The sequence below is a fragment of the Actinomadura macra NBRC 14102 genome, from assembly GCF_001552215.1.
Classification (GTDB): Bacteria; Actinomycetota; Actinomycetes; order Streptosporangiales; family Streptosporangiaceae; genus Spirillospora; species Spirillospora macra.
Map to the genome: position 1 here is coordinate 500,989 of NZ_BCQT01000010.1, position 25,958 is coordinate 526,946.

Sequence of the window (25,958 nt, forward strand, 5' to 3'; positions counted from 1 at the left end):
CTGAACAGCGGAACACCGGAGACCTTGTGCCGTGGCGCCGCCGCGGCACAAGGTCTCGTTCACGTTCGTCTGAGGGGGAGGATCAGGGGGCGGCCGGTGCGGGGATGCGGGACCACCTCGATGTCGTGGCGGTAGACGTCGGTGAGCAGGGGTGCGGTGAGGACCTCGTCCGGGGGGCCGCAGGCGGCCAGGCGGCCTTCGGAGAGGACCGCGACGCGGTCGGCGTGGGCCGCCGCGAGGCCGAGGTCGTGGACGACCGCCACCACGGCGGCGCCCGCGTCGGCTCTCTGCCGGACGATGTCGAACACCATCTCCTGGTGGTGCAGGTCGAGGGCTGCGGTGGGTTCGTCCAGCAGGAGGACGCCCGTCCGCTGGGCGAGGACGCGGGCGAGCGCGACGCGGGCCTGCTCGCCGCCCGACAGGTGCGGGTAGGGGCGGCCGGCGAACGCCGTCACGTCGGTCTGCCGCATGGCCTCGGTGATCGCGGCCTCGTCGTCGGCGGCGAGCGGCGTCCTGGACCAGGGGGCGCGGCCCATCGCGACGACCTGATGGACGGTGAACGGGAACGCGAGGGTCTGCTTCTGGAGGAGGATCGCCCGCCGCATCGCCAGCTCGGGGTGGCTCCACGACGCGAGCGGCGCGCCGTCCACGGTGACGTGGCCGGTGGACGGGACGTCGCCGCCGACCGCCGCGAGCAGGGTCGACTTGCCCGCGCCGTTCGGGCCGACGAGGGCGAGCACCTCGCCGGTGCGGACGGTCAGGTCGAGGCCCGTGAGGACGGTCCGGGGGCCTCGTTCGACGCCGAGCGCACGGACCTCGATCGTGGCGGAGCCGTACGGGACGGGGCGGGGCGGCCGGAGGGCGCGTGCGCCGATCATGACCAGTTCCCGGGGCCGCCGCGAGCGCGGCGCAGGAGCCAGAAGAAGAACGGGCCGCCGAGCAGGGCGGTGAGGACGCCGAGCGGGAGTTCCTGGTAGGGGATCGCGGTGCGGGCGACCGTGTCGGCGGCGACCAGCACGATGGCGCCGCCGAGCGCGCTGGCCGGGATCAGCGTCCGGTGTCCGGGGCCCGCCACGAGCCTGACCAGGTGCGGCACGACCAGTCCGACGAACGAGATGACGCCGGCGAACGCCACGGCGGCCGAGGTCATCAGGGCGATCACGACGATCGCGGTGAAGCGCAGCCGTTCGACGTCCACGCCCAGGTGGCGGGCGGTGCGCTCGCCGAGGGAGAGCAGGTCGAGGCGGTGCGCGAGGGCGAGCGCCACCACCATTCCGGCGGCGGCCACCGGGGTCACGGCGGCGACCGCGTTCCAGTTCGCGCCCGCGAGGCTGCCGAGGTTCCAGGACGTGATGGCGCGCAGCGCGTCGTCGCCGGCCGCGAACATCAGCAGGCCGAGCAGCGCGCTCGCGACCGCGTTGACCGCAATGCCCGTGAGCAGCAGTGTGACGACCTCGGTGCCGCCGCCCGAACGGGACACCACGTAGACGAGCAGGGTGGTGACCAGGCCGGACACGAACGCCGCGGTCATGATCGTCCAGCTGCCGAGGGTGGACAGGCCGAACACGATGACGGTCGCGGCGCCGACCGCCGAGCCCCAGGAGACGCCGATGACGGCGGGTTCGGCGAGGGGGTTGCCGAACACCCCCTGCATGACGGCGCCGGAGCAGCCGAGCGACGCGCCCACCACGACGGCGAGCGCGACGCGGGGGAAACGGACGATCCACAGCGCGTTGTCGCCCTGCGCCGCGGTGGGACGGGGCCCGACGTCCAGCCCCAGGTGGTGCAGGAGGGACCCGATCACCTGGTCGGGCGGGACGTCGACCTGCCCCGCGCCGGCGGCCACGACGCACAGCGCGGCCAGGGCGAGGGCCAGTCCCGGCAGTAGCGCGGCGCCGGGCAGCCGCCGGTTCCCGCGCTCGCGGGCGGTCCTGCCGGGCGGGCTCTTGGTGGCCGTCGCCATCAGCAGGTCCGGTGGACGGCGGCGGCGAGCGCGCCGATCGTCTCCGCCGTGCGGGAGCCGAAGGACAGCAGGGTGCCGTCGTCGACGTCCACGACGCGGCGGCTCTGTCCGGCCGGGGTCTGCGCGACGCCCGGCAGCTTCAGCAGTCCGGTCACGCCGCCGACCGACCTCAGCCCGCCCGACAGGACGAGCAGGACGTCGGGAGCCGCGTTGATCATTCCCTCGCTGGTGAGCGGGCGGAAGCCGGACAGGCCGATGGCGCTGCCCGCGTCGGCTCCGCCGGCGGCCTCGATCATCGCGTCCGAGCCCGCGCCCTTCCCGCCGACGAGGTAGACGCCCGCGTTGCCCCGGACGTAGAGGAAGGCGACCTTCGGCCGGTCACCGGACGCCGGCCTGGCGGCGGCCTTGATCTCGCGGTCCACGCGTCCGGCCAGTTCGCGTCCCGCGCCGGGCACGCCGAGCGCCTCGGCGACGGCGGTGATGTGCGGGCCGATCGCGGGGAGCGTCTCCTTGTCGTCCACGAGGACGATGGGGATGCCGGCGCGGCGGAGCTGGGCGAGCACCTCGGGCGGGCCGATGCTCTTGTCGGTGATCACCACCGAGGGGTTGAGGTTCAGGATCGCCTCGGCGGACAGGTCATGGCCCTGCGCGGTCACCAGCGGCAGCGCGCGGGCGGCGGGGAAGGTGGTGGAGACGTCCCGTCCGATGAGGCGGTCGCCGAGGCCGAGGCCGTGCACGATCTCGGCGAGCGAGCCGTAGAGGTTGACCGCGAGGACGCGCCGCACGTCGCGGACGGTGACGTCGGTGCCGTCGGCGGACCGCACGGTGACCGGCAGCTTGGGCTCCGGTGCCTTCTTGACCGGGACCGGGTCGCCCTTGGGCGCCGCGACCGTGGCGGGTCCGCAGCCGGGGGCGGATCGCGCACCGCCGGGTCCGGCCGCCGTCCCGGTGCCGCAGGCGGTCAGTGGCAACGTGCAGGCCAGGGCGAACGTCGCGGCCAGAGCGCGGACGGGACCGGTCACGAGGAGGCTCCGGCGCTCTTCCTGCGGCGCAGGAGGAGGAATCCTGCTCCCGCGATGACGACGACTCCCGCGCCGGAGGCGACCCACGCCCAGACGGGCACGCCGTCGGGTTCGCCCGTGAACGTCACCGGTACGCGGACGTCCTGCGAGCGGTCCGAGGTCCGGGTGTGGTCGGCGCGGGTGACGACGACGCAGCGCACCTTCGTGCAGTCCGCGGTGTCCGACAGCGCGGCGCCGACCCGCAGCTGCACGTCGAAGGTGCCGCCGGGCCCGTACGGAACGGCCAGGCCCTTCCCGTACGGGGGCGGGTTGGACGAGATCCACTGCGAGGCGCCGGCGCTCCCGGAGGTGTCGGCGCCGCCCCCGCACGGGGAGGGCACCTTCCCCTGCCCGTTGTCCTTGCACAGGGCGACGTAGACGCCCTTGCCCTTGTCGTAACCGGAGCCTCGGACACGGACAGTGGCGCCCTTGACGGGCAGACCGTCCACCCGCGAGACGGTGAGGGCCTGTCCGGAGGGACCGGCGGCCCGCCCTTCCTTGGCGGGCACGGACGCGGCAGACCCAACGGCCACGGACACGGCGTGCGCGGGCGGGGCGAGCAGCGCGCCCGCGGCGGCGGTCAGGGCGAGCGTCGCCAGCGGACGTACGGCGATGAGGGAAGCGTGCATTGGGTTTTCCAACCTTCGAGCTGTGCGGCCCCCACCAGGGGCTTTACCGAGATCCCGCCCTTACATTAGCTTAGGCTTACCTAACTCTTAAGAGGTGAGCCTTGCCTAACTCCATCGCGCTACGGCGTGCCGCGATTCCCGCCTCTGTCACGGCCGCCACCCTCGCCGCGCTGGCCCTCGCCGCCGATCCCGCCTACGCCGCCTCGGTACGGGTGTCCCCCACGTCCGGTGTGAATCCCGCCGGGCAGTCGGTCACGGTGAGTGGCTCCGGTTTCGACCCCGCGCGCAACAACGGCTTCGGCGTCTACGTCGTGTTCGGGCCCCGCCGCGCCAACTGGGTGACCGACTCCAACGCCTACCTCGCGGCCAAATGGGTGCACCGCGGCGCCGCCGGGAGCGGAGGGCAGGCGCCCATGAGTTCGTCCGGCGGCTTCTCGGTCAGCCTCTCGGTGAGGGCCAAGTACACCGACGGCAACGGTAGGAAGGTCGACTGCCTGAAGACCCAGTGCTATGTCATGACGATGGCGGCGCACGGCGTCCCCGACCGCAGCCAGGACACCGCCACCCCCATCAGGTTCACCGGCTCCGGGCCGGGTTCCGGGCCAGGTTCCGACCCGGAGCCCGGGAGCGGGTCCGACACGGACGGCTCGTCCGGCACCGGATCGGGCGGCGGGACGTCCTCCGGGCCGGGGACGGGCACACCGGGTGGAGCGGGCGGGTCCGCCACATCCGGGAGCCCGTCCGGCGCCGCGTCCGGTGCCCCGTCAGCGGCGGCGGCACCGGGCGCGGTCGCGCCGGACGGGCTCTCTCCCGCGAGCGCGTTCGAGCAGACCCCGTCCGGCGGACGGACCGGATCGCCGTGGCCGTTTTGGGCCATAACCGGAGCCGCTCTCCTCGCGGTGCTGGCCGCCCGTCACGGCGCCCGCCGCCGGGCGGCCCACCGGCGGTAGGGCGTCATGACCAGGGCACCCCTCTTGATCTGCGACGGCACTCCTGTACAGTCCCGATCTTAGGTAGCCGATCTTAGGTAAGCCTTACCTAATTTTTGAGAGGAACCGATGACCAGACCCAAGACGAGGGCGTCCGTACGGCTCGCCCGCGGCGCGGCGCTGCTCGCCGCAGCCGGGCTGACCACGATCGGGCTCGGCGTCGCGCCGGCGCTCGCGGCCGGCCCCGCCACCACCGTCACCCCCGCGACGGGGGCCGACCCCGAAGGCGCGACCCTCACCGTCCACGGCAGCGGCTTCAGCGCCACGGCGAACAACGGCCTCGGCGTCTACGCGGTGTTCGGGCCGAAGGGGCCCGACTATGCCACCAACGCGAACGCCTACCAGGCGTCCAAGTGGGTGCACAAGGGAGCCACTCCCAGCGCCGGCCAGGCCGTGCTGAACGCCGACGGCACCTTCGACGTCACCTTCACCGGCATCAAGGCCAAGTACACCGACGGCGACGGCAAGCAGGTCAACTGCCTCACCACCCAGTGCTACCTCATCACGATGGCGGCGCACGGCCTCCCCGACCGCAGCCAGGACAGCTTCACCCCGGTCACGTTCACGGGCGGGGAGAACCCCGGGGGCCCAGGCCCCGGCACCCCCGCGGGGACGGGACAGCAGAAGCTGTCCACCAAGGTCAGCAACGGGGCGCTCACCCTCGCCCTGGCCGGTGACAGCGCCGAGCTGAGCGCGGTGGCGCCCGGCAAGCACTCCACCGGCGCGCTGCGGACCGCGACGGTCACCGACGCCCGTGGCACCCAGGCGGGCTGGAGCCTCGTCGGCGAGGTCACCGACTTCGGCCGCGCGGCGGGCGGGACGATCCCGGCGTCCGGTCTCGCGTGGTCCCCGACCGCACGCGTGGTGGACGACGGTTCGCGGGGCGCGGTGACGCCGGGCGCGGCGGGTTCCCTCGGGGCGCCCCGCACGCTCGCGTCGTCGGCCGCCGGATCCAGCGGCGGCGTGTTCGAGGCCGGAGCCGGGCTGGACCTCAGCGTCCCGGCCGGAACCGCACCGGGCGACTACACCGCCACCCTCACCCTGACCCTCTCCTAGGGTCTGCCCGCAAGACGCAGATGAAGGGCGAGGTGGGGATGATCCAAGCATCCCCACCTCGCCCGCGAAGAGTACGCGGAGTCCTTACCAAGATGAACGCCATTCGCGGAGTTGCCGTCGTGGCCGCGGCGACCGCCCTCGCCGCGCCCGCGGCCGTCCCGCCACCGGCCGCCGCGCACGCCGCCGCTGCGGCCACCGCGCACGCCGGTGCCGCGCCCGGTGCCGCGCCCGCGCCGGGCGGGTTCGCCTGGTCGGTCAAGCCCGCCGGGGCCAAAGGGCAGTCGCGGCGCGACTTCTTCGTCTACTCGGTGTCGCCCGGCCAGCGCGTGCGCGACAAGGTGGTCGTCACCAACATGAGCACGCGGAAGCTGACCTTCCGCGTGTACGCCACCGACGCGTTCAACACCGCGGACGGCTCGTTCGCACTGCTCACCGCGGACCGTACCGCCAGCGACATCGGCACCTGGATCACTGTCGCGGGCAACCCCGCGCGCACCGTCGCGCCCGGCCGCTCCGCCGAACTGCCGTTCACGTTGACCGTCCCGCCGGGCGCCACGCCGGGCGACCACTCCGGCGGCGTGATCGCCGCCGTCACCGAGCAGACCACCGGCAGCCAGGGTCAGCGCGTCAACGTCGACCGCAGGATCGCCGCCCGCGTGTACGCGCGGGTCGACGGTGCGCTCACCTCGTCGCTGCGGGTGGAGTCGCTGAAGGTCGCGCACCAGCGCCCGGTGTTCGGCGGCGGGGACGTGAACGTCACCTACCGGATCCGCAACACCGGGAACGTGCGGCTCGCCGCGACGGCGCGGGCCGGTGTCAGCGGCCCGTTCGGGACGGGTCTCGGCAGCCCCGCCACGCGGCAGGTCCCCGAGCTGCTGCCCGGCAGCGTCTACACCTTCACCGACCGGGTCCGCGGCGTGTATCCGGCCGGTCCGCTGACCGCGACGCTGCGGCTGACGCCGGCGGGCGCGGCGGACGGCTCGCCCTCCGCCCCGCGGCCGACCGTCAGAACCGCCGGGTGGTGGGCGACGCCGTGGGCGCCGGCCGCCGCGATCGTGCTCGCCGCCGTCCTGGCCGTGTACCTGGTGCGGCGCCGCCGCAGGGCCCGTCCATGAGGCGGCGCCGCACGCTCATGAGGACGCGCTGATGAGGACACTGCTGGCTGCGGCGTTGGCCGTCCCGCCGCTCTCCCTCGCCGCGCCCGGCCCGACCGTCGAGATCGACCGCGCGGAGGCGCGGGTGGGCGACACCGTCACCGTGGACCTGGCGGCATGGCCGTCCGGGAACGTGCTGATCGAGCTGTGCGGCAACGGCGGGGGGCGCGGTTCGGCCGACTGCGCCGTCGCCGCGGCGGCCACGACGTTCATCGACGCCAAGGGCCGTGGCACGGCGATGGTCACGGTCGTCAAGCCGCCGATCGGCTGCCCCTGCGTCATCTCCGCGCGCCCGGTCACCGGCGGGCGGGCGCGGACCGTCCCGCTGGTGGTCACGGGCGTCCCGACGCTGTCGTCCGCGCAGCGCCGCGCCGTGTCCACCACGCCCGCCCGTGACCTGGCCGTCTCGGGGGTCCGGGTGAGCGGCGGCGGCCCGGGGGCGGCCTGGCTCGGCGGCTCCGCGACGCGGACGGTGACGTTCACCGTCCGCAACACCGGCGCCGCACCCGTCACCGACCCGCCGCTCACGCTGGCGGTCGGACGCGGCGGCGAGCCCACCGGCATCCTGGACGCGCCGAGGATCGGGACGCTGGCGCCCGGGCAGGAGCGCAGCTACTCCGTCCGCGCCCGGCTGCCGGGTCCCGCCTTCGGCCGGTACGCGATCGTCGGGGAGCTCACCGGCGTCGACCGGCCCGCGCGGTTCACCGCCCGCACCTCGTCCTACCCGTGGGCGCTGCCCGCCTTGATCGTGCTCGCGGCGCCGCTCGTCATCGTCAGGGAGCTCCGCCGTCCCCGCGGCAGGGGCGCCCGCGGGCCGCGGCAGGTGGCCGGGGCGCCGCGGGCCGTCGCCATGAACGAGATCGTCGCGCTCAACGTCGGGCAGTGGCGGCGCCTCCGGAACCTGTCGCGGGCCGCGCTCGCCGACACGTTGACCCCGCTCACCGGCACGACGTGGACGGACCGCGACGTCGAGAGCGCGGAGACCCTCAGCCCGCCGCACCGCTTCGACGCCGACGAGCTGCTGGCCCTCAGCCGCGCCCTCGACGTCCCCCTGCCGGCGCTGCTGCTGCCGCCGTCCGGCTACGAGATCGCGCCTCCCGCCAGCCCGGTGACCAGTGCGGGACGGGCGTCCAGCCCCGGCCCGTCCGTGTAGAGAAGGAGTGCGCCATGGAACAGGAACCGTTCACCGCGGAGGTGGTCGCGGCGATCGCCCGCCATATGAACGACGACCACGCCGCGGACTCGGTGGTGATCGTGCGGGCGCTCGGCGGGCAGCCGGCGGCCACGGCCGCGGTGATGACCGGGATGGACGCCGACGGGATCGACTTCTCCGTCCAGGTGGACGGGCGTTCGGTGCCCGTCCGGATCCCGTGGAGCGAACGGCTGACGCAGCGGGCGCAGGTGCGCGCCGAGGTGGTGCGCATGTACGACAAGGCCCGCGAGGCCGAGCGGTTCTCGGTCAGGTTGCGCATGGCCACCAGGCCCGACCACGGCGACACCGAGCACTCGCCCTTCATGGACGCGCTGGTCGAGGGGCGGCTCAACCGGGACGAGTACGCGCTGCTGGTCGGGCAGCTCTCCTTCGTCTACGACGTCCTGGAGCAGGCGGCCGACCGTATGCACGACGACGAGGTCGCGGGGACGTTCGATTTCCCGGCTTTCCGCCGCCTGGACGCCTTGCACTCCGACCTTGAGTTCTTCTACGGGCCGGGCTGGCGTGAGCACGTCCAGGCCGACGAGGCGACCCGCCGCTACTGCGACCGGCTCCGTGCGGTGTGCTTCGACTGGCCGGGAGGTTTCGTGGCCCACCACTACACCCGTTACCTCGGCGACCTGTCCGGCGGGCAGGTCATCGCAAGGCGGCTGAAGGGCGTCTACGGTCTCGCGGACGGGAACGGGCTGCGCTTCTACGAGTTCGAGGGCAGGCCGAAGGTCATGAAGGACCGGTACCGTGCCCTGCTCGACGACGCCCCGTGGGACGAGGCCGAGCGCGGGCGCGTCATCGCCGAGGTGAAGACGGCCTACCGGCTCAACGCGGAGCTGATCACCGCGCTGGGCCGGCGGCTCCCGGTCGACCCGGCTGCGTGACGGGGTGATGCCGGTGCGCGAGGGATTGCGGGCATTCCCCGGATTGGAGCGAGCCATGAGACCGGTTGAGGGGGATATGAGGCATTCCAGCTGGCAGTGGTTCTAGGCTGTCGCCCGTGACCTCAGGGCAGATGGTGATCGACGGCCGCTTCGAGCTGCGGGGACGGCTCGGCAGCGGTGGGATGGGCACGGTCTGGCGCGCGTTCGACCTGGCCCTGGAACGCGAGGTCGCGCTGAAGGAGGTGCGGCTCGCCGACACCGAGACCTCCCAGCTCGACCCGGACGTCGTGCGGATGCTGCGCGAGCGGGTGATGCGCGAGGCCCGCGCCCTCGCGCGCATCGACCACCCGAACGTGGTGACCATCCACCACATCGTGGACTCGCCCGACATGCCGCACCCGTGGCTGGTCATGGAACTCGTCCGCGGGCAGTCCCTCCACGACCGGCTGGAGAACGGCCCGCTGTCGCCCGCCGAGGGAGCCGCGGTCGGGCGCGGCATCCTGGCGGCGCTGCGGGCGGCCCACGAGGCCGGGATCTGCCATCGCGACGTCAAGCCCGCGAACGTCCTGCTGCGGACGGACGGGACGCCGGTCCTCACCGACTTCGGCATCGCGGTGCTGGAGGAGGCGTCCCGCGTCACCGCCACCGGCGGGCTCGTGGGCTCGCCGGAGTACATCGCGCCCGAACGGCTGCACGGGCACGAGGGCAATCCCGCCTCGGACCTGTGGTCGCTCGGCGTGCTGCTGTACGTGGCGGTGGAGGGCCGCAACCCGCTGCGCCGCCCCACCACCGCCGCGACGCTGGCCGCCGTCATGACCGCCCCGATCCCGCCGGCCCACCGCGCCGGCGCGCTGGCGCCCGTCCTACAGGCGCTGCTCGTGCGGGACCCGGCCGCACGCCCGGCGGGCGCCCACCTGGACCACTTGCTCTCCCAGGCCGCGGCGACCGGCCTGAACGGCTCCACCGGCCTGAACATCCCGGCCGTCCCGCCCCTGCCCGGCCCGAACGGCTCTACCGGACCGAACGGCTCCACCGGACCGGGCGTCTCCACCGGACCGGGAATCCCCACCGGCCCGAGCGTGGCGTCCATGCCGGGAGGTCCCCCACCACTGCCGCCCGGTTTCTCCATGCCGGGTGCCCCGGGGACGAACCCGAACTCGTTCCCGCCGCCGATCCGGATCACCGACCCCGCGCTGGCGCCGCGCCGCCGGTCCCCGCTGATCACCACCGTGGTCGCCATCCTGGCGGCCGGGGCGGTCGCGGCGCTCCTCGCGACGATCATCATCGTCCTGCCCCGGGTCCTGGACAACGCGACCGGACGGGTGGCGAACGGTGGCCACCCGTCCGGCAACAAGCCGACGAGCGGCACGAGCGGTGCGGCCGGGCCGCGCGGCGGCACCGGCGGCGGCACCACCGAGACCAAGACCCTGCTGACCCCCACCGCCATCCGCAGCGTGATCAAGAAGTTCGAGGACGCGTCGCACAGCAAGCAGTTCGCCGAGTTCACGGTGTACGAGGAGCGCGCCGACGCCGACGCCCCCGTCGCCGGGCGCCGCGCCGCCTTCGACAACTACACCTTCGAGAAGGGCGCGGACGCCGCCGTCCGCAAGGGCCCCAGCATCGCGATCACGACGGGCGACGCCAAGGTCAACCTCAACGCCTTCAACTGGGACGCCCTGCCCGCGCTGATGCAGCGGGCCGCGCGCACGCTCAAGGTGCCGAAGCCGACCAGCAAGTACATCATCGTGAAGGCGTCCTGGACCTTCAACGGCGACCGCCCCACCATGATGATCTACTTCACCGACGAGTACGACGGCGGCTATCTGGCCGTGAACACCAAGGGCAAGGTCATCAGCACCGTCCCGGCCGACTCCTGAGGCTCGGCCCAGGATCTCCCAAGGAACGGCCAAGACACCCCGTGGACCGGCGCATCGCCTCCGGCCACGCCGCCTCCCGGTCGTAGGGTCCGCTGGCGTGGTCCGCGCGGACCGCGCCGAACCGGGGGTGCGGCGCGCCTCCCGTGCCCGAGGGGGACGTCTTGAGGAGAAGCTGGAAGCTCACCGTGGCCGCCGCCGGAGCGACCGCCGCGGCGGCCGCGTCCGCCGCCTGGCCTGCCGGAACCGCGTCCGGCACCATCGACCGCGGGATCGGGCGCAAGGGCTGGGTCCTGCTCGATCACGAGGGCTTCGACAGGCCGCTGCGGATCGACGGGGCCAAGTGGCGCCTCGACCCGCAGGGACCGCGCAGCCCGTGGCACGTCGACGCGTTCGACGACGACGGCACGGCGTGGAAGAGGATCAGCGGACCGCTGTTCAACAAGCAGCTCTCCACCCTGAACGTGTTCCGCAAGCGCGTGGCGTTCGGCCACCGGGGATGGCTGACCGCCGAGGTCGCCGCCGTCGACAAGGACCGCGACGGCCACCCCGACTCGCGCCCGGGTCTGTCGACCGCACGCCTCCCGAACGGGCAGAAGGCGGCGCGGCTGTCCGAGCCGAGCTGGGACGCCGGAGTCCTGATCCGTCCCACCCGTCCGCTGCCACCGCACTACCGCGTGGAGATGACGCTGCGCGGCATCAACTTCGGCGGCATGCGACGCGGCACCTTCGACTACAACGGCCGGCACAACGGCTACACCAAAGAGCCCTGCAAAACACGGTTCCCGTGGACGTTCCAAGGCGCGCTGCCCGGCAAGTCGCGCTGCGAGTACCCGGACGTGACGCGCGAGAACGGGTTCTACTACATGACGATCCTCGACTACGCGACGCCCGCGCCGCACGGCAATCCCGGCATCCACTACCGGCGCAAGGCCATCATGGACGGCTACTACAGCGATGACGCCCGCTGGAAGAACGCCGGGACCTGCAACCCGAAGACCGGCAAGATCTATCGCACCTTCGACGGCACCTTCAACGGCGTCAACGCCCTCTTCCCGCGCGGCGACCTGTTCCGCGAGGCCGCCAACAACAACATCAGCAACGAGTACTACATCAAGACCGCCTGTGGGAACGTCTCCATGGACAAGCCCTATGGACCGGGCGGCCGGTTCCAGGGCCACCTCACCAGCGCCGAACTGCAACCGCAACTGCTCCCCAAGGCCGCCTACCGGTTCGCCGTGGAACGCGACCGCACCGGGTACACGCTCGAAATGAGCGGCCCGTTCCTCCACATCGGGCAGACGACATTGCGCGTCCACCACAGGTTCGTGGAGGACGGCCGTCCGATCTGGCACTACAACCAGACCCCCGGCGAGTACGACGGCCGCTTCGACCGCACGCTCGTTCACCGCGGCCCGGCCGGGACGTACACGACCGAGCACGCCTGGCCCAAGGGCTCGGCCTACCCCGACTCCTTCATCATCGGCGACCCGCACCTGAACTACTACGAGGGCTCCGCCGACATCGACGACATCCGCCTCTATGTCCCCCGCGGGTGACGGCCGCTGATCGTCCGGCCGATCGGCACGGGCCGCCGCCGCGCGGATGGCCCGTGCCCTAGGCGATCTCGGCACGCCCGGGTCAGCACCGGGTCAAGTGATCACAGCGTCTGACCGTGTCGCGGCGGCGGCCGCGCACACGGTGGTGAAGCTAGCGGTGATCATGACCCTGACCTGGGAGATCCCGCATGTACCGCCGTACCGTGCCCGCCACGCTGACCGCCGCTCTCGCCGCCGTCCTCGTCGCCGCCGCTCCGGCCGCGTCCGCTGATCCGCCGGCTCCTCCCGGTAAGGCCGAGGCCGCCGAACACCTCGCCGGCCTGGCCGTCGCCGCCGAGGGTTCCATGACCGGCTACAGCCGCCAGAAGTTCCCGCACTGGATCACCATCTCCGGGACCTGCAACACCCGCGAGACCGCACTCAAGCGCGACGGCGAGAACGTCCAGACCGATGACCAGTGCGCGGCCATCTCCGGCACCTGGACCAGCCCCTACGACGGCGGCCGGTGGACGCAGGCGTCCGACCTCGACATCGATCACATGGTGCCCCTCGCCCAGGCCTGGCGATCCGGCGCCGACCAGTGGACGACCGAGCGCAGGCGCCAGTTCGCCAACGATCTGAGCAGTTCGCAGCTCTGGACCGTCACCGACAACGTCAACCAGGCCAAGGGCGACAAGGATCCAGCCCAGTGGAAGCCCCCGCTGACCTCGTTCTACTGCACGTATGCCCGGTCCTGGATCGACGTGAAGCACCGCTACGGCCTGACCGTCGATCCCGCCGAGAAGGGCGCCCTGACCGAGCTGCTCCAAACCTGCTGACTCTGCCCCTGCCTCTGCCCCTGCCTCTGCCCGGGCCTCTGCCTGGACGCTGCCTGGACGCTGTCTGGCTCTGTCCTGAACTCCGACCGGCTTCTGCTACAGCTGTAGCAGAAGCCGGTTAGGGTCGGAGGACACGACCGGCGAGCGGAGGACCCCCATGGCCTTCTGGACCAAGTTGCGCGAATCGACCCAGACCCTTCAGTCGCAGCTCCTCAGCAAGAAGAACGAACTGCAAAGCGCGACGTTCCGCGACGCGAGCATGGCGATGTGCGCGCTGGTGGCGGCGGCGGACGGCAGCGTCGATCCGTCCGAGCGGCAGCGGACCGCCTCCCTCATCGCCTCCAACGACGTGCTGAAGAACTTCCCCGCGGACGTCCTCCAGCAGCGCTTCAACGACAACGTGTCCAAGCTGACCGCCGACTTCGCCTTCGGGAAGGTCTCGGTGCTTCAGGACATCGCCAAGACCAAGAAGAAGCCCACCGAGGCGCGGGCCGTCATCCAGATCGGCATCATCATCGGCGGCGCGGACGGGCACTTCGACGACAGCGAGAAGGCCGTCGTCCGCGAAGCCTGCCTCGCCGTGGGTCTGGACCCGGCCGAGTTCGAGCTCTGACCGGCGCGTCCCGTCACTGGAGCGCCAGCAGCGGCAGCAGGCACGACACGACGACCTGGTCGAGCTGGAGCGTCGTCGCGGTCAGCGAGCTGGTGAGGAAGCCGTTGCCCATGAACAGCAGCGGGCCGGTGACGGAATTCCTCGCGGGCGGCGCGCCGAGCAGCGCCTCGACGCGCAGGACGACGCCCGACTCGGCGAACGCGGCGGACGGTCCGGGTGCCGTGGGGTGAGCGAGGGCGACCTTGGCGATCGTGCGGGCGACGAGGGCGCGGTCACCGGCGACCTCCGCCGCGTCCTCGTCCGCCCACCGCTCCACCGCGAGCCGGAGCCGCTCGTCCAGCGGACGCAGCGGCGGCAGGACCGCCGCGGTCAGGGCGCCGCACGCCAGGTAGCGGTGGTGCCGGTGCCGCAGGTGGGACGTCTCGTGCGCGAACACCACGTGCAGTTCCGCGGGCGACAGCGCGCGCAGCAGTCCCCTGGAGATCAGCACTCCCCCGCGGCGGCCCGGGACCGCGACGGCGATCGGGACCTCGGTCTCCAGTGGCCTCCGGGCCTGCGAACGGGCGGTGCGCAGCTCGCCCGTCCAGCGCAGCGCCGTGCGCGCGGTGGTCAGCAGCGCCGCGGCCAGCAGGACGGCCGCCGGGACTCCCACGAGGTCGGGCACGGGACTGTCGTCCCCGGACAGCGCCCATTCCGGGACGTGCGCGGCGGCGGCCGGCAGCAGCGTCGCCGCGTAGTTGATCGTCACGAAGACGCCGGTGCCGAGCGCGGCGAGGACGGACATCGCCCCGGTCGTCGCCAGCAGCCGCGCCGCCCAGGAGGGATGCAGCGGCGAGCGCGCCCTGCCGAGCGCCCTGCCGAGCGCCGTGGCCAGCGCCAGCATGACGGCCAGGGGCAGGAAGGTGAACCAGTTCACCCGTCCGCCTCTGGTGCGTCGAGGAACTCCCGGAGCCTGCGCGCGTCCTCGGCGCTGAGCGACTGCGCGAACCGGTTCAGCACCGTGCCAGGATCGCTGGCGAGGCGCAGATGGTCGTGCATACGGCCGGCCACCAGCTCGGACTCGTCGACGGCGAGCCGGTACCGGTAGTACCGCCCGGCGCGGGTACGCGTGACCAGCCGCTTCTCGTGCAGCCGGTGCAGGATCGTGTTCACGGTGGTGTACGCGGGGCCGCCCTCCAGCCGCGCCACCAGCTCCGCGGTCCTGGCGGACCCGCCGAGCGCGGCCAGCGCCGCCAGGACCTCCGCCTCCAGTTGCCCGAGCGGTCTGCGCGACACCGGCCTCTCCGTCCTTCAGCCCGATTCGGGCGCATAGTGGAGCAGGCCGTGCGCGAGGGTGCGCGCCCAGGGCGCGTCCACCTGGTCGACCCCCATGGCGGTCACGGCGTCGCACCAGAACCCGCGCACGAAGTACATCTGGATCTGGCCCTCGGACGCGCCGGACACCTCCCGCACATACTCGACGGCCTCGGCGTAGCAGGCGCGGATCGCCTCGCCGATGGCGGGCTCGCTCGCGGCGCACTTGGCCTGCATGAGCACCATGAACAGGTTCCGTTCGGCGATCAGCCGGGCGTAGGCGTCGCCCATGGCGAACAGCACCGCCTCCGGGTCGCCGCTGCGCACCTCGGCCGCGGCGTCGGCCATGCACTGGAGGATCCGGTCCGCGCAGTGGTTCACGACCGAGACGAACAGCGCCTCCTTGTCGGGGAACAGCCGGTACAGGTACGCCTGGGAGATCCCGGCGTGCCGGGCGACCTCGGTCGTCGTCGTCCCGTAGTAGCCGCGCGCCGCGAACGCGTCGATCGCGGTCCGCACGACCGTGCCGCGGCGCTCGTCCGCGGTGGACAGTTTCCGGGGGGCGGCGGTCATCTGAGTAATAAACCACTCACACTCTCGGGACGGCAACCCCGGCTCCTCCACAGCCACTCGACAAGGCTCGGCCGCAACGCCGCCCCTTGCTTCACAGTGTTGTCTTTGTCAACTCAGACACAAGAAATCAGCGCAAGTCACGGTGTTTTGTTCGATCTTAAGTGTTGTGTTTATCAACAGGTCGCTATATACCTGCTGTGACGACCCTCCCTGAGCCCGCGAAGGCGGACGCCATGGACACCCCGCCACGGCCTGCGAGCGCCCCGCCCCCGAACGGGCTCCGGAGCGAGGAGTCGACGTCAAGATTGGGAGGTCTTGAGTGACGACGAACGACAGCGTCAGACAGACGGAGACGGCAGCGGGCATGGGCCGCCGGGGACTGCTGGGAAGCGCCACTGCACTGGCGGTCGGCGGGGCGGTGCTCGCCACCGGCGTGGGAACGGCCGCCGCGGGGACGGGCATCCCCCGTCCCGACTCGCCGCTGAAGCCGATCCCCGTCCCGCCGCAGGTGCCCGCCACCTCGGGATACGTGCAGGCGCCGGGCGCACGCCTGTGGTACTGGGACACCGGGGGCCGCGGAACCCCGATCATCTTCCTGCACCCGGGGACCGGCAGCGCGGAGAGCTGGCCGTACCAGCAGCCCTACTTCGCCAAGGCCGGCTACCGCGTCATCAGCTACTCCCGGCGCGGCTACTTCAGGTCCGACGCCGGGTCCAAGGACGAGACGGGGACCGGGTCCGGAGACCTGCACGCCCTCGTCGAGCACCTCCGCCTCCGCCGGTTCCACGCGATCGGCGTCGCCGCGGGCGGGGGCGTGGCCCTCGACTACGCGCTGTCACATCAGGAGAGGCTGCACAGCCTGGTGATCAGCGGCAGCCTGACCGGCGTGACCGACCAGGCGTACAAGGACATGCTCCTGCGCCTGCGGCCGGAGGGCTTCGACGAGATGCCCCCCGACTTCATCGAGCTCGGACCGTCCTACCGGGCGATCAACCCCTCGGGCGTGCATGAGTGGCTTGAGATCCACGAACGCGCCGTCCACACCGAGGTCAGCCAGGCGAACGCCAACAAGCCCGCCTGGACCGATGTCGAGCGGTTGCGCGTCCCCACCCTGCTCCTGTGGGGCGACGGTGACCTCTACAGCCCGCCGACCGTCCAGCGGATCATGGCGAGCCACCTGCGCGACGTCGAGACGGTCGTCGCCAACGAGTGCGGCCACCAGCCGCACTGGGAGCGCTCGGACGTCTTCAACCCCGTCCTGCAGAGGTGGCTCCGCAAACACTCGCGCTGACCACCGCTAACGTCGCCGGGGAGCCCGGTCCCCCTGCACGCTCCCCGGCGACCTCTCAGCCCAGGTGTGGCATCACGTCGGCCGCAAGCCGCTCCATCTGCTCGGCGTCGTCGTAGAGCGGGGTGAGCAGGATCAGCTCCGCGCCCGCGTCCGCCACCTTCTGCAACCCCTCCACGCACGCCTCCGGAGGACCCCAGACGGCGACGTCGGTCAGGCCGTCGTGCCCGTAGAGGTTCCGCAGGCCGGCGGCCACCCGCTCCCCGGTGCGCGCGGCGTCCCCGTCGACCGCGATATAGACCCGCTTGGCGATCGGGAAGCCCGCGGCGTCGCGCCCCTCCTCCACCAGGGCCTCGCGGAGGATGCCGACCTCGTCGGCGAACTGCTCGGTCGTGGCCGACCCGGCGCCGATGAAGGCGTCGCCGTGCCGGACCGCGCGCCGCAGCGCCGCCGGGGCGTGCGCGCCGAACCAGATCGGCGGATGCGGCTTCTGGAACGGCTTGGGTTCCATGGCGGCGCCCTCGACCTGCCAGAAGCGCCCGTCGAAGTCGATGCGGGACTGCGTCCAGCACGCCTTCATCAGGTTCAGCCCCTCGGTGAACCGGGAGACCAGACCGTCCGGGTCGAGACCGAACGCGCTGAACATCCGTCCCTGCCCGCCGGTCCCGACGCCGACGTCGAGACGGCCCCGGCTGAGCTGGTCCAGCGTGCTCAGGCTCTTGGCCAGGTGGACGGGGATGTGCAGCGGGGTGACGAGCACGGCGCAGCCGAGACGCAACCGTTCGGTGCACGCGGCGGCGTAGGACATGGTCTCGATCGGGCTCAGCCGCGACGCCGAACCCAGGACCTGTTCCTGCGTCCAGGCGCCTTCGAAGCCGAGTTCCTCGGCGCGTCGCAGATGGGCGCGGAAGGCGGCCGGGTCGAACTCGCGGTCGGTGACGTCCTGCGGGATGGAGATCGCGAAACGCATCTCTCAGACACTAACGGTCGTGTTCGTCCCGGGCGAAGGCGGGGAGGGCAACCGGCCACGGGTACCGCTCCGAAGACCGGGTGATGAGCACCTCGATCCTGCTGTTCACCCGTGACCTGCGGGTCCACGACAATCCCGCGCTGGCGGCGGCGTGCGGGGCCGACCGCACCGTGCCGGTCTTCGTCTTCGATGACGCGATCCTGGACGGTCCGTTCGCCGCCCCCAACCGTGTCCGGTTCCTCCTGGACAGCCTTGCCGACCTGCGAAAGTCATTGCGCGAGCGGGGCGGTGATCTGGTGGTGCGGCGCGGTGACCCGGTCACGGAGGTCGCCCGGCTGGCCGCCGAGACCCACGCGGATTCGGTGGCCCTCGCCGACGAGCGGTCCGCGTACGCGACGCGGCGGCTTGGCAGGCTCCGCGAGGAGGGGCTCACCGTCTCGGTGCATCCCGGCGTCACGGTCGTCCCGCCCGGGGAGCTGACCCCGGCCGGCGGCGACCACTATCGGGTGTTCACCCCATATTGGCGGGCCTGGGACGAGGCCCGATGGCGTCCGGCCGTGGACGCGCCGACGGCGGTCCGGCTGCCGTCCCGTGTGCGGGTCGGCGCCCTGCCCCAGCTCGCCGACCTGACATCCGGCTCGCTGTCACCCGACCTCGCGCCCGGCGGCGAGCGGGCGGGCCGGTACCACATGGCGGCGTGGCTGCGCGACGACGCCGCCCGCTACGAGCAGACCCGCGACGACCTCGCCGCCGATCGCACGTCCCGGCTCAGCGCCTATCTGAAGTTCGGCTGCGTGTCCCCGCGGGAACTGGCGGAGGCCGCTCCGGACCCGGTCCGGCGCCAGCTCGCGTGGCGGGACTTCCACCACCAGGTCGCCGCCGCCTTCCCCGGGCTCGCCAAGGACGACTACCGGTCGCGCGGACGGCGCTGGAACGACGACGGCGACGCGCTCGCCGCCTGGCGCGACGGCATGACCGGCGTCCCGATCGTCGATGCCGGGATGCGCCAGTTGCACCGCGAGGGCTTCATGCACAACCGGGCGCGCCTGATCACCGCCTCGTTCCTGACCCGTGACCTCGGCATCGACTGGCGGCACGGCCTGCGCCACTTCAACGACTGGCTCGCGGACGGCGACATCGCCGACAACGCGGGGAACTGGCAGTGGGTCGCCGGAACCGGTAACAGCACCCGGCCGGACCAGGTCATGAACCCGCTCCGGCAGGCGTCCCGTTTCGACCCCCGGGGCGACTACGTCCGGCACTACGTACCGGAGCTCGCCGACATCGAGGGGGCGCGCGTCCACCGTCCCTGGAAACTGCCCGAAGGCCAACGGGAGTCGCTCGACTACCCGCCGCCCATCATCGACGTGGAGTAACCCGCAGTCGCCGCGCCGCCGTCGTTCACTTCGAGCCCTTGCGCTTGCGCAGCGCGGAGCCCTTGTGGACGGCCTTACCGCCGCTCTTCTCGCTCTGGACGACGTACTGCGGTTCCTCCGGGGAGGCCGCGACGGTCCGTCCCGCCTCCTCGCGGCGGTCGGTGATCTTCTTCTTCACACGTCCCTTGGCCGTGGAGCCGTGGCTGCGCCAGGTGACCTCGTCCCCCACGTTGGGATCATCCTTGTCTGCCATGTGCCTCGCGGTACCCGCGGACAGGCCGGATACTCCTCCGAAATGCCTGGTCAGCCGCCCATATCGGCCAGGACGGCCTGGGCGGCGCGGCGGCCGGACACCAGGGCGCCCTGGATGGACCCGGTGTCGCGATGGTCACCGCAGACGTAGCGGCCGGGCCCGACCCGGACCGGGCGCCGCAGCCGCAGCGGCGGCGTCATCGCGGGGAGGGCGACCGCGATCGGGTAGCTCGCGACGAGCCGCCACGCCGAGGTGTCCCCGTAGATCTCGTTCAGGCGGGCGCGCACCAGCGACTCCTTGGCGTTGAGGCCGAGCACCGAGGTCGAGATGAGCGCGCTCCCGTCGGCGGAGTACTCCGGAGCCGCGTCGGTCAGCACGAGGGTGTCGGTGATCACCCCGTCGGCGTCGAGGATCTGGACGGGCTCGTCCAGCGGCGACGCGGGAGCCGCATGGTAGAAGGTCGTCACCGACCGCATCACCGGCGCCTCCACCTCGGGGACCAGCGCCGCCGCCCGGACGGGATCGGTGGCGACGACCACCGTGCGGGCCGGGATCAACGCCCCGTCCGCCGTGGTCACGCCCTCCCCGGTGACCTCGCGCACCGCCGTGCCCAGCGTGATCGTCTCGTCCGGGAGCCGGGCCGCGAGCTGTGCCGGTACCTGCCCCATGCCGAGCGCCGGGACCGCGATCGTGCCGCGTGCGAACGACCGCCAGATCAGGTGGAAGAAGCGGCTTGAGGTCTCCAGCTCCCGTTCCAGCAGCACCCCGGCCAGGAACGGCCGGAGCAGCTTCTCCACCATCTCGTCCGAGATGCCCCAATGGTGAAGTTCTTCGGACGTGCTGCGTTCGGTGCCGTTCCGCATCCAGGAGTCGGGAGCCGCGAGGTCACGGGCGGTCATCGCGGCCAGCGTGGCCTTGTCGCGCAGCGAGCCGATATCGGCGAACACCCCGCTCAAGGCGTGCTCGGGATGCTTCCACGGGAGCATGACGCGTTCACGGCGCCCTTCATGGAAGACCAGCAGGCCGGACGCGAACGACCGCAGATCCAGGGCGTCGAAGTCCAGGACGCGCCGCGCCTCCGGATAGGCGGTGTTGAAGACCTGGAATCCCCGATCGAGGCGGAAACCGTCGACGATGTCGGTCCGCATCCGGCCCCCGACACCGTCCGACGCCTCCAGGACCCGTACCGGGACACCATCCTCGTGCAGTCTCACCGCGCAGGCGAGCCCGGCCAGTCCCGCCCCGACAACGACCACGGCATCCGACACGCGATCCCCCTTCCCACGGCCCCGAGCGGGCGGTCCGGCAGTCAAGACCACCATGCCCACCACATGGGCCGTTACCCGGATCACGCGCTCATGGGCCCCGCGGACCGTCCAGGTCATGCCGCCCGGGCGGGGCGGCGGAACACCTGCCTGGTGTGCCAGTCGATGTGCTGAGGATCGACCACCGGCAAACCGGTCTGCGGCTCACCCGCGGGGCGCCCCGAAAGCGCCAGCACATTGCTCCTGGACGTGTCGGCGCGGGCGATGTACTTCTGCGAGACAGTGATGACCCGCTCACCGGTCAGCCCGAGGACGCCGCGGTCGAAAAGCCGATGGTGGAGGGCGCACAGGCACAGCCCGTTGCCCAGGCTGTCGGGGCCTCCATAGGTCCGCCATCGCACGTGCGCGGCGTCCAGGCCGACCGCCACGCCGCCCAGCCATCCGTCATAGCCGCAGAAGGCGCAGGAGAACTCGTAGGCCTCCAGCACGTCCTGCCGGAACGCGGGATCGCGCCGGACAACCTCCGGCCGCGCGTGGACGGCGAGTTCGGCGTCCTCGAGGTCCAACCCGACCATCTGGCAGATGTCGGCGTGCAGCGACGGCGCGAACGTGGCGTCCAGCAGAACGCGCGCCAGCCGGGCCAGCAGCCCCCGGTCCTCGGTGAGCGCCGCCGCCAGATCGGGATGCAGCCGCCCGGCCGCGCGCTGCGCACGCAGCGGCCCGACACCCGACCCCGGGCTGCCGCCGCCGTTGGCCGTCTCGACGAGCCACAGCCGGTCGTCATTGGTCAGATGGTGGAACGGATAACCCGGGCTGGTGGGGCGCGGTGGCCCGAACTCGCGGAGCAGGCGGTCCAGATCGTCCTCCGCCGCCGAGAACTCGATCGGCCCGGCGCCCTCGTTCCGGAAGCGGCCGAGCGCGTAGAGCAGGAGCAGCGGCTTGTGCGGGGCCCGTTCACCGTTGCGCGAATACCGGCGAACGCCCAGCACACGCTCCCCCCAGTCCATGCCCCCGGACCCTATCGGAGCCGACATCGCGGACGCCCTGCGCGCGAGAGGTTGAGCACCGCTGCCCCCGGCACGCCGAACGAAAAGATCTCCCTGAAGGTCACTGGCGAGGACGTGGACACGTTGCCGAGACGCCGCTGATATCGCACTTGGCGATCCCCGGTAACGGCGTGACCGCCGCTTGACCTCTTCCTTCGGTCAGAGAACCGTCTTACCCTTTGGCCCGAGGCTTTCGTGGAGGCTTGGCAGGAGGTCGAGGGCGTGGCGCAACGTGGGGGCGGCCGCTCGGAGTGGCAGCGGCAGCAGGCGGCGACGCGACGCGAGGCGGAGCGGGCCGCACGAGAGCGGACTCGTCGCGAGAGAGAAGCCGAGAAGCGCCGTAAGGAGCGACACTTAGCAGGCCAGATAACGTTGAGCGAACACAAAACGGCCGAGGTCGACGACCGTATCGGGCGACTCGACCGCATCCTGGCGGACGCCCTGCAGAAGAAGCCACTGAACTTCGATGACCTATGGGTGACCCCCAGGGTTCCAGGGTTCGATCCCGGCGGGCTCGCCGCCTCTGAACCGGTGCCCGACTGGGCGAATTACGCACCCATACCGCCTGGGCCCTGGAGCCGCGTGTTCGGCGGCGCCGGTCGTTATGAGCGCGCTTCCGAGGACGCGCGGCAGCGATACGATCTTGATCTCGCCGCCCACCGGCACCGTGAATCTCAACGCGTCCGCGCACTCGACGAAGCACATACCGCCCACGCTCGCCGTGTCCAGGCCCTCAAAGAGAAGGCGGCGGCGGTGAACGCCGACCTGAGAAGACGTCGTACAGGCGTCGGATCCGGAGAACCCGAGGCCGTCGAGTGGTTCATCGGACAGATAATGCAAGGATCCGATTACCCGAGCGATTTTCCTCGGCGAGTCCAGGTCGCCTACCGACCCGAAAACCACGATGTGGTCGTTGACTTCGAATTTCCCCCGGCCACGGTGATCCCCGACGTCCGCGCCTACAAATATGTCAAGACACGCGACGTCATAGACTCGATCTCCCGTCCCGTCACGGAGACAAAGAAGCGGTATAAGCAACTCGTCGCACAGATTACGCTTCGCACACTGCACGAGATCTTCAGCGCGACTTCGTCGGCGGTCGTGGAAGCGGTGGTTTTCAACGGACGGCTGACCACCACCGACCCGGCCACGGGGAAGACGGTCCGACTGCATCTCCTCAGTGTGGAAGCCGAACGCACCGTCTTCGAAGAGCTGGTGCTCGCCAAGGTCGATCCCGCGGAATGCCTGAAGAAGCTCAACGCCCTGGTCTCCCCAAACCCCTACGACCTGGAGGCCATCGAGCCGTTCATCACCTTCGACTTGAAACGGTTCCGCTTCACCGAGGACGTGGACGTGGTCTCGGACCTGGACTCCCGCCGCAACCTCGTCAAGCTGACCCCCACCGAGTTCGAGCACCTCATTCGCCAGTTGTTCGTCGCCATGGGAGCCGAGGCATGGACCACCATCCCTTCCAAGGACGGCGGCGTTGACGCCGTGGCCACCAGCAAGAACATGTTCTTCGGCGGCGTCTGCCTGATCCAGGCCAAGCGATGGTCCGGACTCGTCGGCCTGGAGGCTGTCCATGCCCTCACCGGGGTCATGGCCGACCACAACGCCACGACGGGCGTCCTCGTCACGACCTCATGGTTCGGTCGCGCCAGCGAGCAGTTCGCTCAGCGCAACCGCATCACCCTGATCAACGGCGCCGAGCTCAAGCACCTGATCAAGGAACATCTGGGCTTTGACGTCGTCCCCGGAGTGACGCCGCCTCGGCGCGCCCGCGCCTCCGACAACAGACAGACCGGACGTCCCGGCCCGTGACCGGGGCCGAGGGCCGGTTCAGGCGGGGGTGGTGAAGGTGAGAGCTCGGGCGGGGTTGTCCACCATGATCTTGTGGAGGGCCTCGTCGTCCACTCCGCGGCGGCGCAGGGCCGGGAGGAAGTGCTCGGGGATGTAGTCGTAGCCCTGGCCGCCGTACCGCTTGAGCTGGATCTTCTGGCAGACGTCGTGGCCCAGCAGGATCTGGTCGGCGTGGCCCTCCTCGACCAGGGCGGCGACGCCGCGGATGACCTTGTGGTCGCTGAGCAGGACGAGGTGGCCCCACGGGCTGCCCGGCGAGGTCAGGAAGTCGAACTCGATGAAGACGCCGCGGGCGAGGATGCGGCGCGCGAAGGGCAGGTCCACGGCCATGGTGCCCGCGTGACCGAGGACGACATTGCCGGGGTCCACGCCTTCCTCGTCCAGGATGTCGAGGACCGCGAACTTCTCCTCGCCGACCCCGCCCACGTGGAAGGTGATGGGGGCGCCGGTGATCCGGCTCGCCCGGCCGCTGGCGCGGACGCTCTTCAGCTCCTCGGGGGTCAGCGGCGCGTTCTCGGCTCCGACCTCGCCGATGATGCCGGCGCGAACGCTGGTGCCGTCGGCGCCGTCCACGATGTCGCGGACGATCGCCTCGGCGAGGTCGTCGACGGTCCGTTCGGGCATGTCGAGGGGGTGGAAGGTCGGGGTGTACCAGCCGGCGCCCATCACGATGTTGAGGCCGCTGGCCTTGGCCATCCGCTGGAGGGACGCGGGGTCGCGGCCGATGCCGAGGTTGGTGACCTCCACGACGGTGCCGCCGCCGGCGCGCCGGAAGGCCAGGACCTCCTCCAGCATCTCGTCGAAGTCGGCGAGGACGTCGTTGTCGGCGTTGACGGCGCCGTGCCGGGTCCGGGCCAGGTTGGCCAGCGTGAGCGGTTCCCGCGCCTCGGGTGCGTCCTCGCCTGGACGGAGGGCGTGGGCGGGACGGCGGAGGTCGACGAACAGGTGCTCGTGCATGAGCGTGGGACCGAGGACCGCGGGGTCGACCGGCCCGGCGACCGTGAGCACCTGCCCGGCGAGGTTCGGGATGGTCCGGTTCATTCGGCGTCCTCCGTGATGGTCAGCCAACGCTGCGGGTTCGTCACCGTGAGGGTGCGCAGGAGCGCCTCGTCGGCCCCCGTGAAGCCCAGGTAGGGGACGAGCTGCTGGGCGACGAAGCCGTACCCGCCGCCACCGAAGCCCTTCAGGTCGCTCTTGCGGGAGACGCCGGGCGACAGCAGGATCCGCTCGGCGTGGCCGCGGTCGGCGAGGGCGAGGACGGCGGCGGCGACGTCCTGGTCGTCGACCTCGCTGTACACGCTGGGGAGGCGGCCGAGCCCGTCGAACTGGAGGTAGACGCCGCGGCCGGCGAGCGCCGCGAGGGCGCCGACGTCGGTTGCCAGGCCGTCACAGCCGCCGACGGCGACTCGGGCGGGGTCGGTTCCGCCCGCGGTCAGCAGGTCCAGGACGTCGTGCGTCGCGGTGCGGTCGATGAGCACCGGGGCGCCGGTGCGCCGAGCGGCCTCCGCCACGGCCGCGGCCAGGGCCTGGTCGGGCGGGCGTCCGGTGTCCAGCGCGCCGATCTTGCCGATCACGCCCGCGCGCACGCCGTCCACGCCCGCGCCCAGGTCGCGGACGATCTCCTCGGTGAGGCTCTCGGCGGTGGCGTCCGCGGGGGCGCAGTAGCGTCCGCAGCCCATGATCACGCTGACGCCGGTGTCGCGGGCGAGGCGGGCCAGCGCCGCCGGGTCGCGGCCGAGGTCGGGGGCGGTGACGTCCACGACGGCGCCGCCGCCCTGCGCGGCGAAGTCGAGAAGGTCGGGACGGGCGTCGGTCTCCGACAGCCGCAGGTCGTCGCGGTTCTCGGCGCCCAGGGCGAGCGCGCCGAGCAGGGGCATGGTCACCGGTGGGCCGTCCGGTACGCCGTGCCCCAGGTCGCTGACCAGGTGGACGGAGGTGACCGTGGGCCCGAGGTCGTCGGGCGCGAGGGGCCCGGTGACGGTCATGATCCGTCCGGACGGTGCGGCTGGCGTGCTCAATGGGTACCGCGCTTTCGGTGCGGGGTCGAGGTCGCGGGAAGACATTCCCCGCGGAGCATCCCGGGACTCACCGGCGGGGGACCATGACCGTCCGCGCAAGGGGCTTGACGACGCCTGCACGATCGGCTGCGCGCGGCGGGACGGCTATGGCCGTCGGGGTAGCGCGATGGGGCGGGCGATCGACCCTTGGGGCGGGGACGGAAGTCAGGAAG

At 72.0% G+C, this 25,958-nt stretch carries 25 protein-coding genes; 12 read left to right on the plus strand and 13 right to left on the minus strand.

From position 1 onward, the window contains the following. Positions 1–59 precede the first annotated feature (59 nt). The 4 genes from AMA02S_RS19090 to AMA02S_RS19105 are packed head-to-tail and all read right to left on the minus strand — an operon-like array spanning position 60 to position 3,653. Positions 60–878 (minus strand): heme ABC transporter ATP-binding protein, encoded by an 819-nt coding sequence (locus tag AMA02S_RS19090; protein WP_067460338.1) that lies wholly within the window; start codon positions 876–878, stop codon positions 60–62. Then, positions 875–1,963 (minus strand): FecCD family ABC transporter permease, encoded by a 1,089-nt coding sequence (locus AMA02S_RS19095; RefSeq protein ID WP_067460341.1) that lies wholly within the window; start codon positions 1,961–1,963, stop codon positions 875–877. The genes AMA02S_RS19090 and AMA02S_RS19095 overlap by 4 nt, the downstream gene beginning before the upstream one ends. Continuing rightward, positions 1,963–2,985, minus strand: a complete 1,023-nt coding sequence (locus AMA02S_RS19100; RefSeq protein ID WP_245667643.1) for a heme/hemin ABC transporter substrate-binding protein — start codon at positions 2,983–2,985, stop codon at positions 1,963–1,965. The genes AMA02S_RS19095 and AMA02S_RS19100 overlap by 1 nt, the downstream gene beginning before the upstream one ends. Continuing rightward, on the minus strand, positions 2,982–3,653 hold the full coding sequence (locus AMA02S_RS19105) for a hypothetical protein (RefSeq protein ID WP_157430694.1): 672 nt from the start codon (positions 3,651–3,653) through the stop codon (positions 2,982–2,984). Before AMA02S_RS19105 ends, AMA02S_RS19100 begins: the two co-directional genes overlap by 4 nt. Positions 3,654–3,754: 101 nt before the next feature. On the opposite strand from AMA02S_RS19105, the gene AMA02S_RS41925 reads away from it, so the two are divergent. The 9 genes from AMA02S_RS41925 to AMA02S_RS19150 all read left to right on the plus strand — a co-directional run bounded on the left by AMA02S_RS41925 (position 3,755) and on the right by AMA02S_RS19150 (position 13,804). Next, on the plus strand, positions 3,755–4,603 hold the full coding sequence (locus AMA02S_RS41925; protein WP_157430695.1) for a hypothetical protein: 849 nt from the start codon (positions 3,755–3,757) through the stop codon (positions 4,601–4,603). 108 nt (positions 4,604–4,711) lie between these two features. After that, positions 4,712–5,698: a hypothetical protein gene (locus AMA02S_RS19115; RefSeq protein ID WP_067460344.1), complete on the plus strand. Its 987-nt coding sequence runs from the start codon at positions 4,712–4,714 to the stop codon at positions 5,696–5,698. 92 nt (positions 5,699–5,790) lie between these two features. Continuing rightward, positions 5,791–6,813, plus strand: coding sequence for a WxL protein peptidoglycan domain-containing protein (locus AMA02S_RS19120; RefSeq protein ID WP_084265313.1), 1,023 nt, complete (start codon positions 5,791–5,793; stop codon positions 6,811–6,813). A gap of 31 nt (positions 6,814–6,844) precedes the next feature. Beyond that, the gene (locus AMA02S_RS19125) at positions 6,845–8,005 is read left to right on the plus strand and encodes a hypothetical protein (protein WP_067460350.1); all 1,161 of its coding nucleotides are present in this window, start codon (positions 6,845–6,847) and stop codon (positions 8,003–8,005) included. A 14-nt stretch (positions 8,006–8,019) separates the two neighbouring features. Continuing rightward, complete coding sequence (locus AMA02S_RS19130) at positions 8,020–8,940, plus strand: biliverdin-producing heme oxygenase (RefSeq protein WP_084265314.1); 921 nt, start codon at positions 8,020–8,022, stop codon at positions 8,938–8,940. 116 nt (positions 8,941–9,056) lie between these two features. Then, positions 9,057–10,817: a serine/threonine-protein kinase gene (locus tag AMA02S_RS19135; protein WP_245667644.1), complete on the plus strand. Its 1,761-nt coding sequence runs from the start codon at positions 9,057–9,059 to the stop codon at positions 10,815–10,817. 161 nt (positions 10,818–10,978) lie between these two features. Next, a complete protein-coding gene (locus tag AMA02S_RS19140; protein WP_157430696.1) occupies positions 10,979–12,373 on the plus strand; it encodes a hypothetical protein in 1,395 nt (464 codons plus the stop codon). A 188-nt stretch (positions 12,374–12,561) separates the two neighbouring features. Beyond that, positions 12,562–13,191, plus strand: coding sequence for an HNH endonuclease family protein (locus AMA02S_RS19145; RefSeq protein ID WP_067460359.1), 630 nt, complete (start codon positions 12,562–12,564; stop codon positions 13,189–13,191). A gap of 157 nt (positions 13,192–13,348) precedes the next feature. After that, positions 13,349–13,804, plus strand: a complete 456-nt coding sequence (locus AMA02S_RS19150; RefSeq protein WP_067460362.1) for a tellurite resistance TerB family protein — start codon at positions 13,349–13,351, stop codon at positions 13,802–13,804. Positions 13,805–13,817: 13 nt separating this feature from the next. Here the strand turns inward: AMA02S_RS19150 and AMA02S_RS19155 are convergent, their stop codons facing one another. Genes AMA02S_RS19155 through AMA02S_RS19165 form a run of 3 tightly spaced genes read right to left on the minus strand, consistent with a single transcriptional unit; the run spans position 13,818 to position 15,670 of the window. Beyond that, entirely contained in the window at positions 13,818–14,720 is a 903-nt protein-coding gene (locus AMA02S_RS19155; RefSeq protein ID WP_067460365.1) for a M56 family metallopeptidase, read from the minus strand. Then, a complete protein-coding gene (locus tag AMA02S_RS19160) occupies positions 14,717–15,079 on the minus strand; it encodes a BlaI/MecI/CopY family transcriptional regulator (protein ID WP_067460368.1) in 363 nt (120 codons plus the stop codon). The genes AMA02S_RS19155 and AMA02S_RS19160 overlap by 4 nt, the downstream gene beginning before the upstream one ends. A gap of 15 nt (positions 15,080–15,094) precedes the next feature. After that, positions 15,095–15,670: a TetR/AcrR family transcriptional regulator gene (locus AMA02S_RS19165; RefSeq protein ID WP_067460371.1), complete on the minus strand. Its 576-nt coding sequence runs from the start codon at positions 15,668–15,670 to the stop codon at positions 15,095–15,097. 319 nt (positions 15,671–15,989) lie between these two features. Here AMA02S_RS19165 and AMA02S_RS19170 point away from each other — a divergent pair, with 319 nt between their 5' ends. After that, positions 15,990–16,961, plus strand: coding sequence for an alpha/beta fold hydrolase (locus AMA02S_RS19170; RefSeq protein WP_218005028.1), 972 nt, complete (start codon positions 15,990–15,992; stop codon positions 16,959–16,961). A 55-nt stretch (positions 16,962–17,016) separates the two neighbouring features. Here the strand turns inward: AMA02S_RS19170 and AMA02S_RS19175 are convergent, their stop codons facing one another. Continuing rightward, complete coding sequence (locus tag AMA02S_RS19175) at positions 17,017–17,928, minus strand: LLM class flavin-dependent oxidoreductase (RefSeq protein ID WP_067460377.1); 912 nt, start codon at positions 17,926–17,928, stop codon at positions 17,017–17,019. An 83-nt stretch (positions 17,929–18,011) separates the two neighbouring features. Between AMA02S_RS19175 and AMA02S_RS19180 the strand changes: the two genes are divergently transcribed. Next, positions 18,012–19,304, plus strand: coding sequence for a cryptochrome/photolyase family protein (locus tag AMA02S_RS19180; protein WP_067460871.1), 1,293 nt, complete (start codon positions 18,012–18,014; stop codon positions 19,302–19,304). A gap of 25 nt (positions 19,305–19,329) precedes the next feature. On the opposite strand, the gene AMA02S_RS19185 is transcribed toward AMA02S_RS19180, so the two are convergent. From AMA02S_RS19185 to AMA02S_RS19195, 3 genes are all read right to left on the minus strand, one after another. Continuing rightward, positions 19,330–19,557, minus strand: coding sequence for a hypervirulence associated TUDOR domain-containing protein (locus tag AMA02S_RS19185; protein ID WP_067460379.1), 228 nt, complete (start codon positions 19,555–19,557; stop codon positions 19,330–19,332). 50 nt (positions 19,558–19,607) lie between these two features. After that, positions 19,608–20,825, minus strand: a complete 1,218-nt coding sequence (locus tag AMA02S_RS19190; protein ID WP_218005029.1) for an NAD(P)/FAD-dependent oxidoreductase — start codon at positions 20,823–20,825, stop codon at positions 19,608–19,610. 113 nt (positions 20,826–20,938) lie between these two features. Continuing rightward, entirely contained in the window at positions 20,939–21,829 is an 891-nt protein-coding gene (locus tag AMA02S_RS19195; protein ID WP_067460385.1) for a phosphorothioated DNA-binding restriction endonuclease, read from the minus strand. Between the two features lie 234 nt (positions 21,830–22,063). On the opposite strand from AMA02S_RS19195, the gene AMA02S_RS43560 reads away from it, so the two are divergent. Next, positions 22,064–23,689 carry a restriction endonuclease gene (locus AMA02S_RS43560; RefSeq protein WP_218005030.1) on the plus strand — a complete coding sequence of 542 codons (1,626 nt, stop codon included), beginning with the start codon at positions 22,064–22,066 and terminating at the stop codon, positions 23,687–23,689. Between the two features lie 18 nt (positions 23,690–23,707). On the opposite strand, the gene AMA02S_RS19205 is transcribed toward AMA02S_RS43560, so the two are convergent. Next, complete coding sequence (locus AMA02S_RS19205) at positions 23,708–24,769, minus strand: phosphotriesterase family protein (protein ID WP_067460390.1); 1,062 nt, start codon at positions 24,767–24,769, stop codon at positions 23,708–23,710. Then, the gene (locus tag AMA02S_RS19210) at positions 24,766–25,713 is read right to left on the minus strand and encodes a phosphotriesterase family protein (RefSeq protein ID WP_067460392.1); all 948 of its coding nucleotides are present in this window, start codon (positions 25,711–25,713) and stop codon (positions 24,766–24,768) included. The genes AMA02S_RS19205 and AMA02S_RS19210 overlap by 4 nt, the downstream gene beginning before the upstream one ends. Positions 25,714–25,958 lie beyond the last annotated feature (245 nt).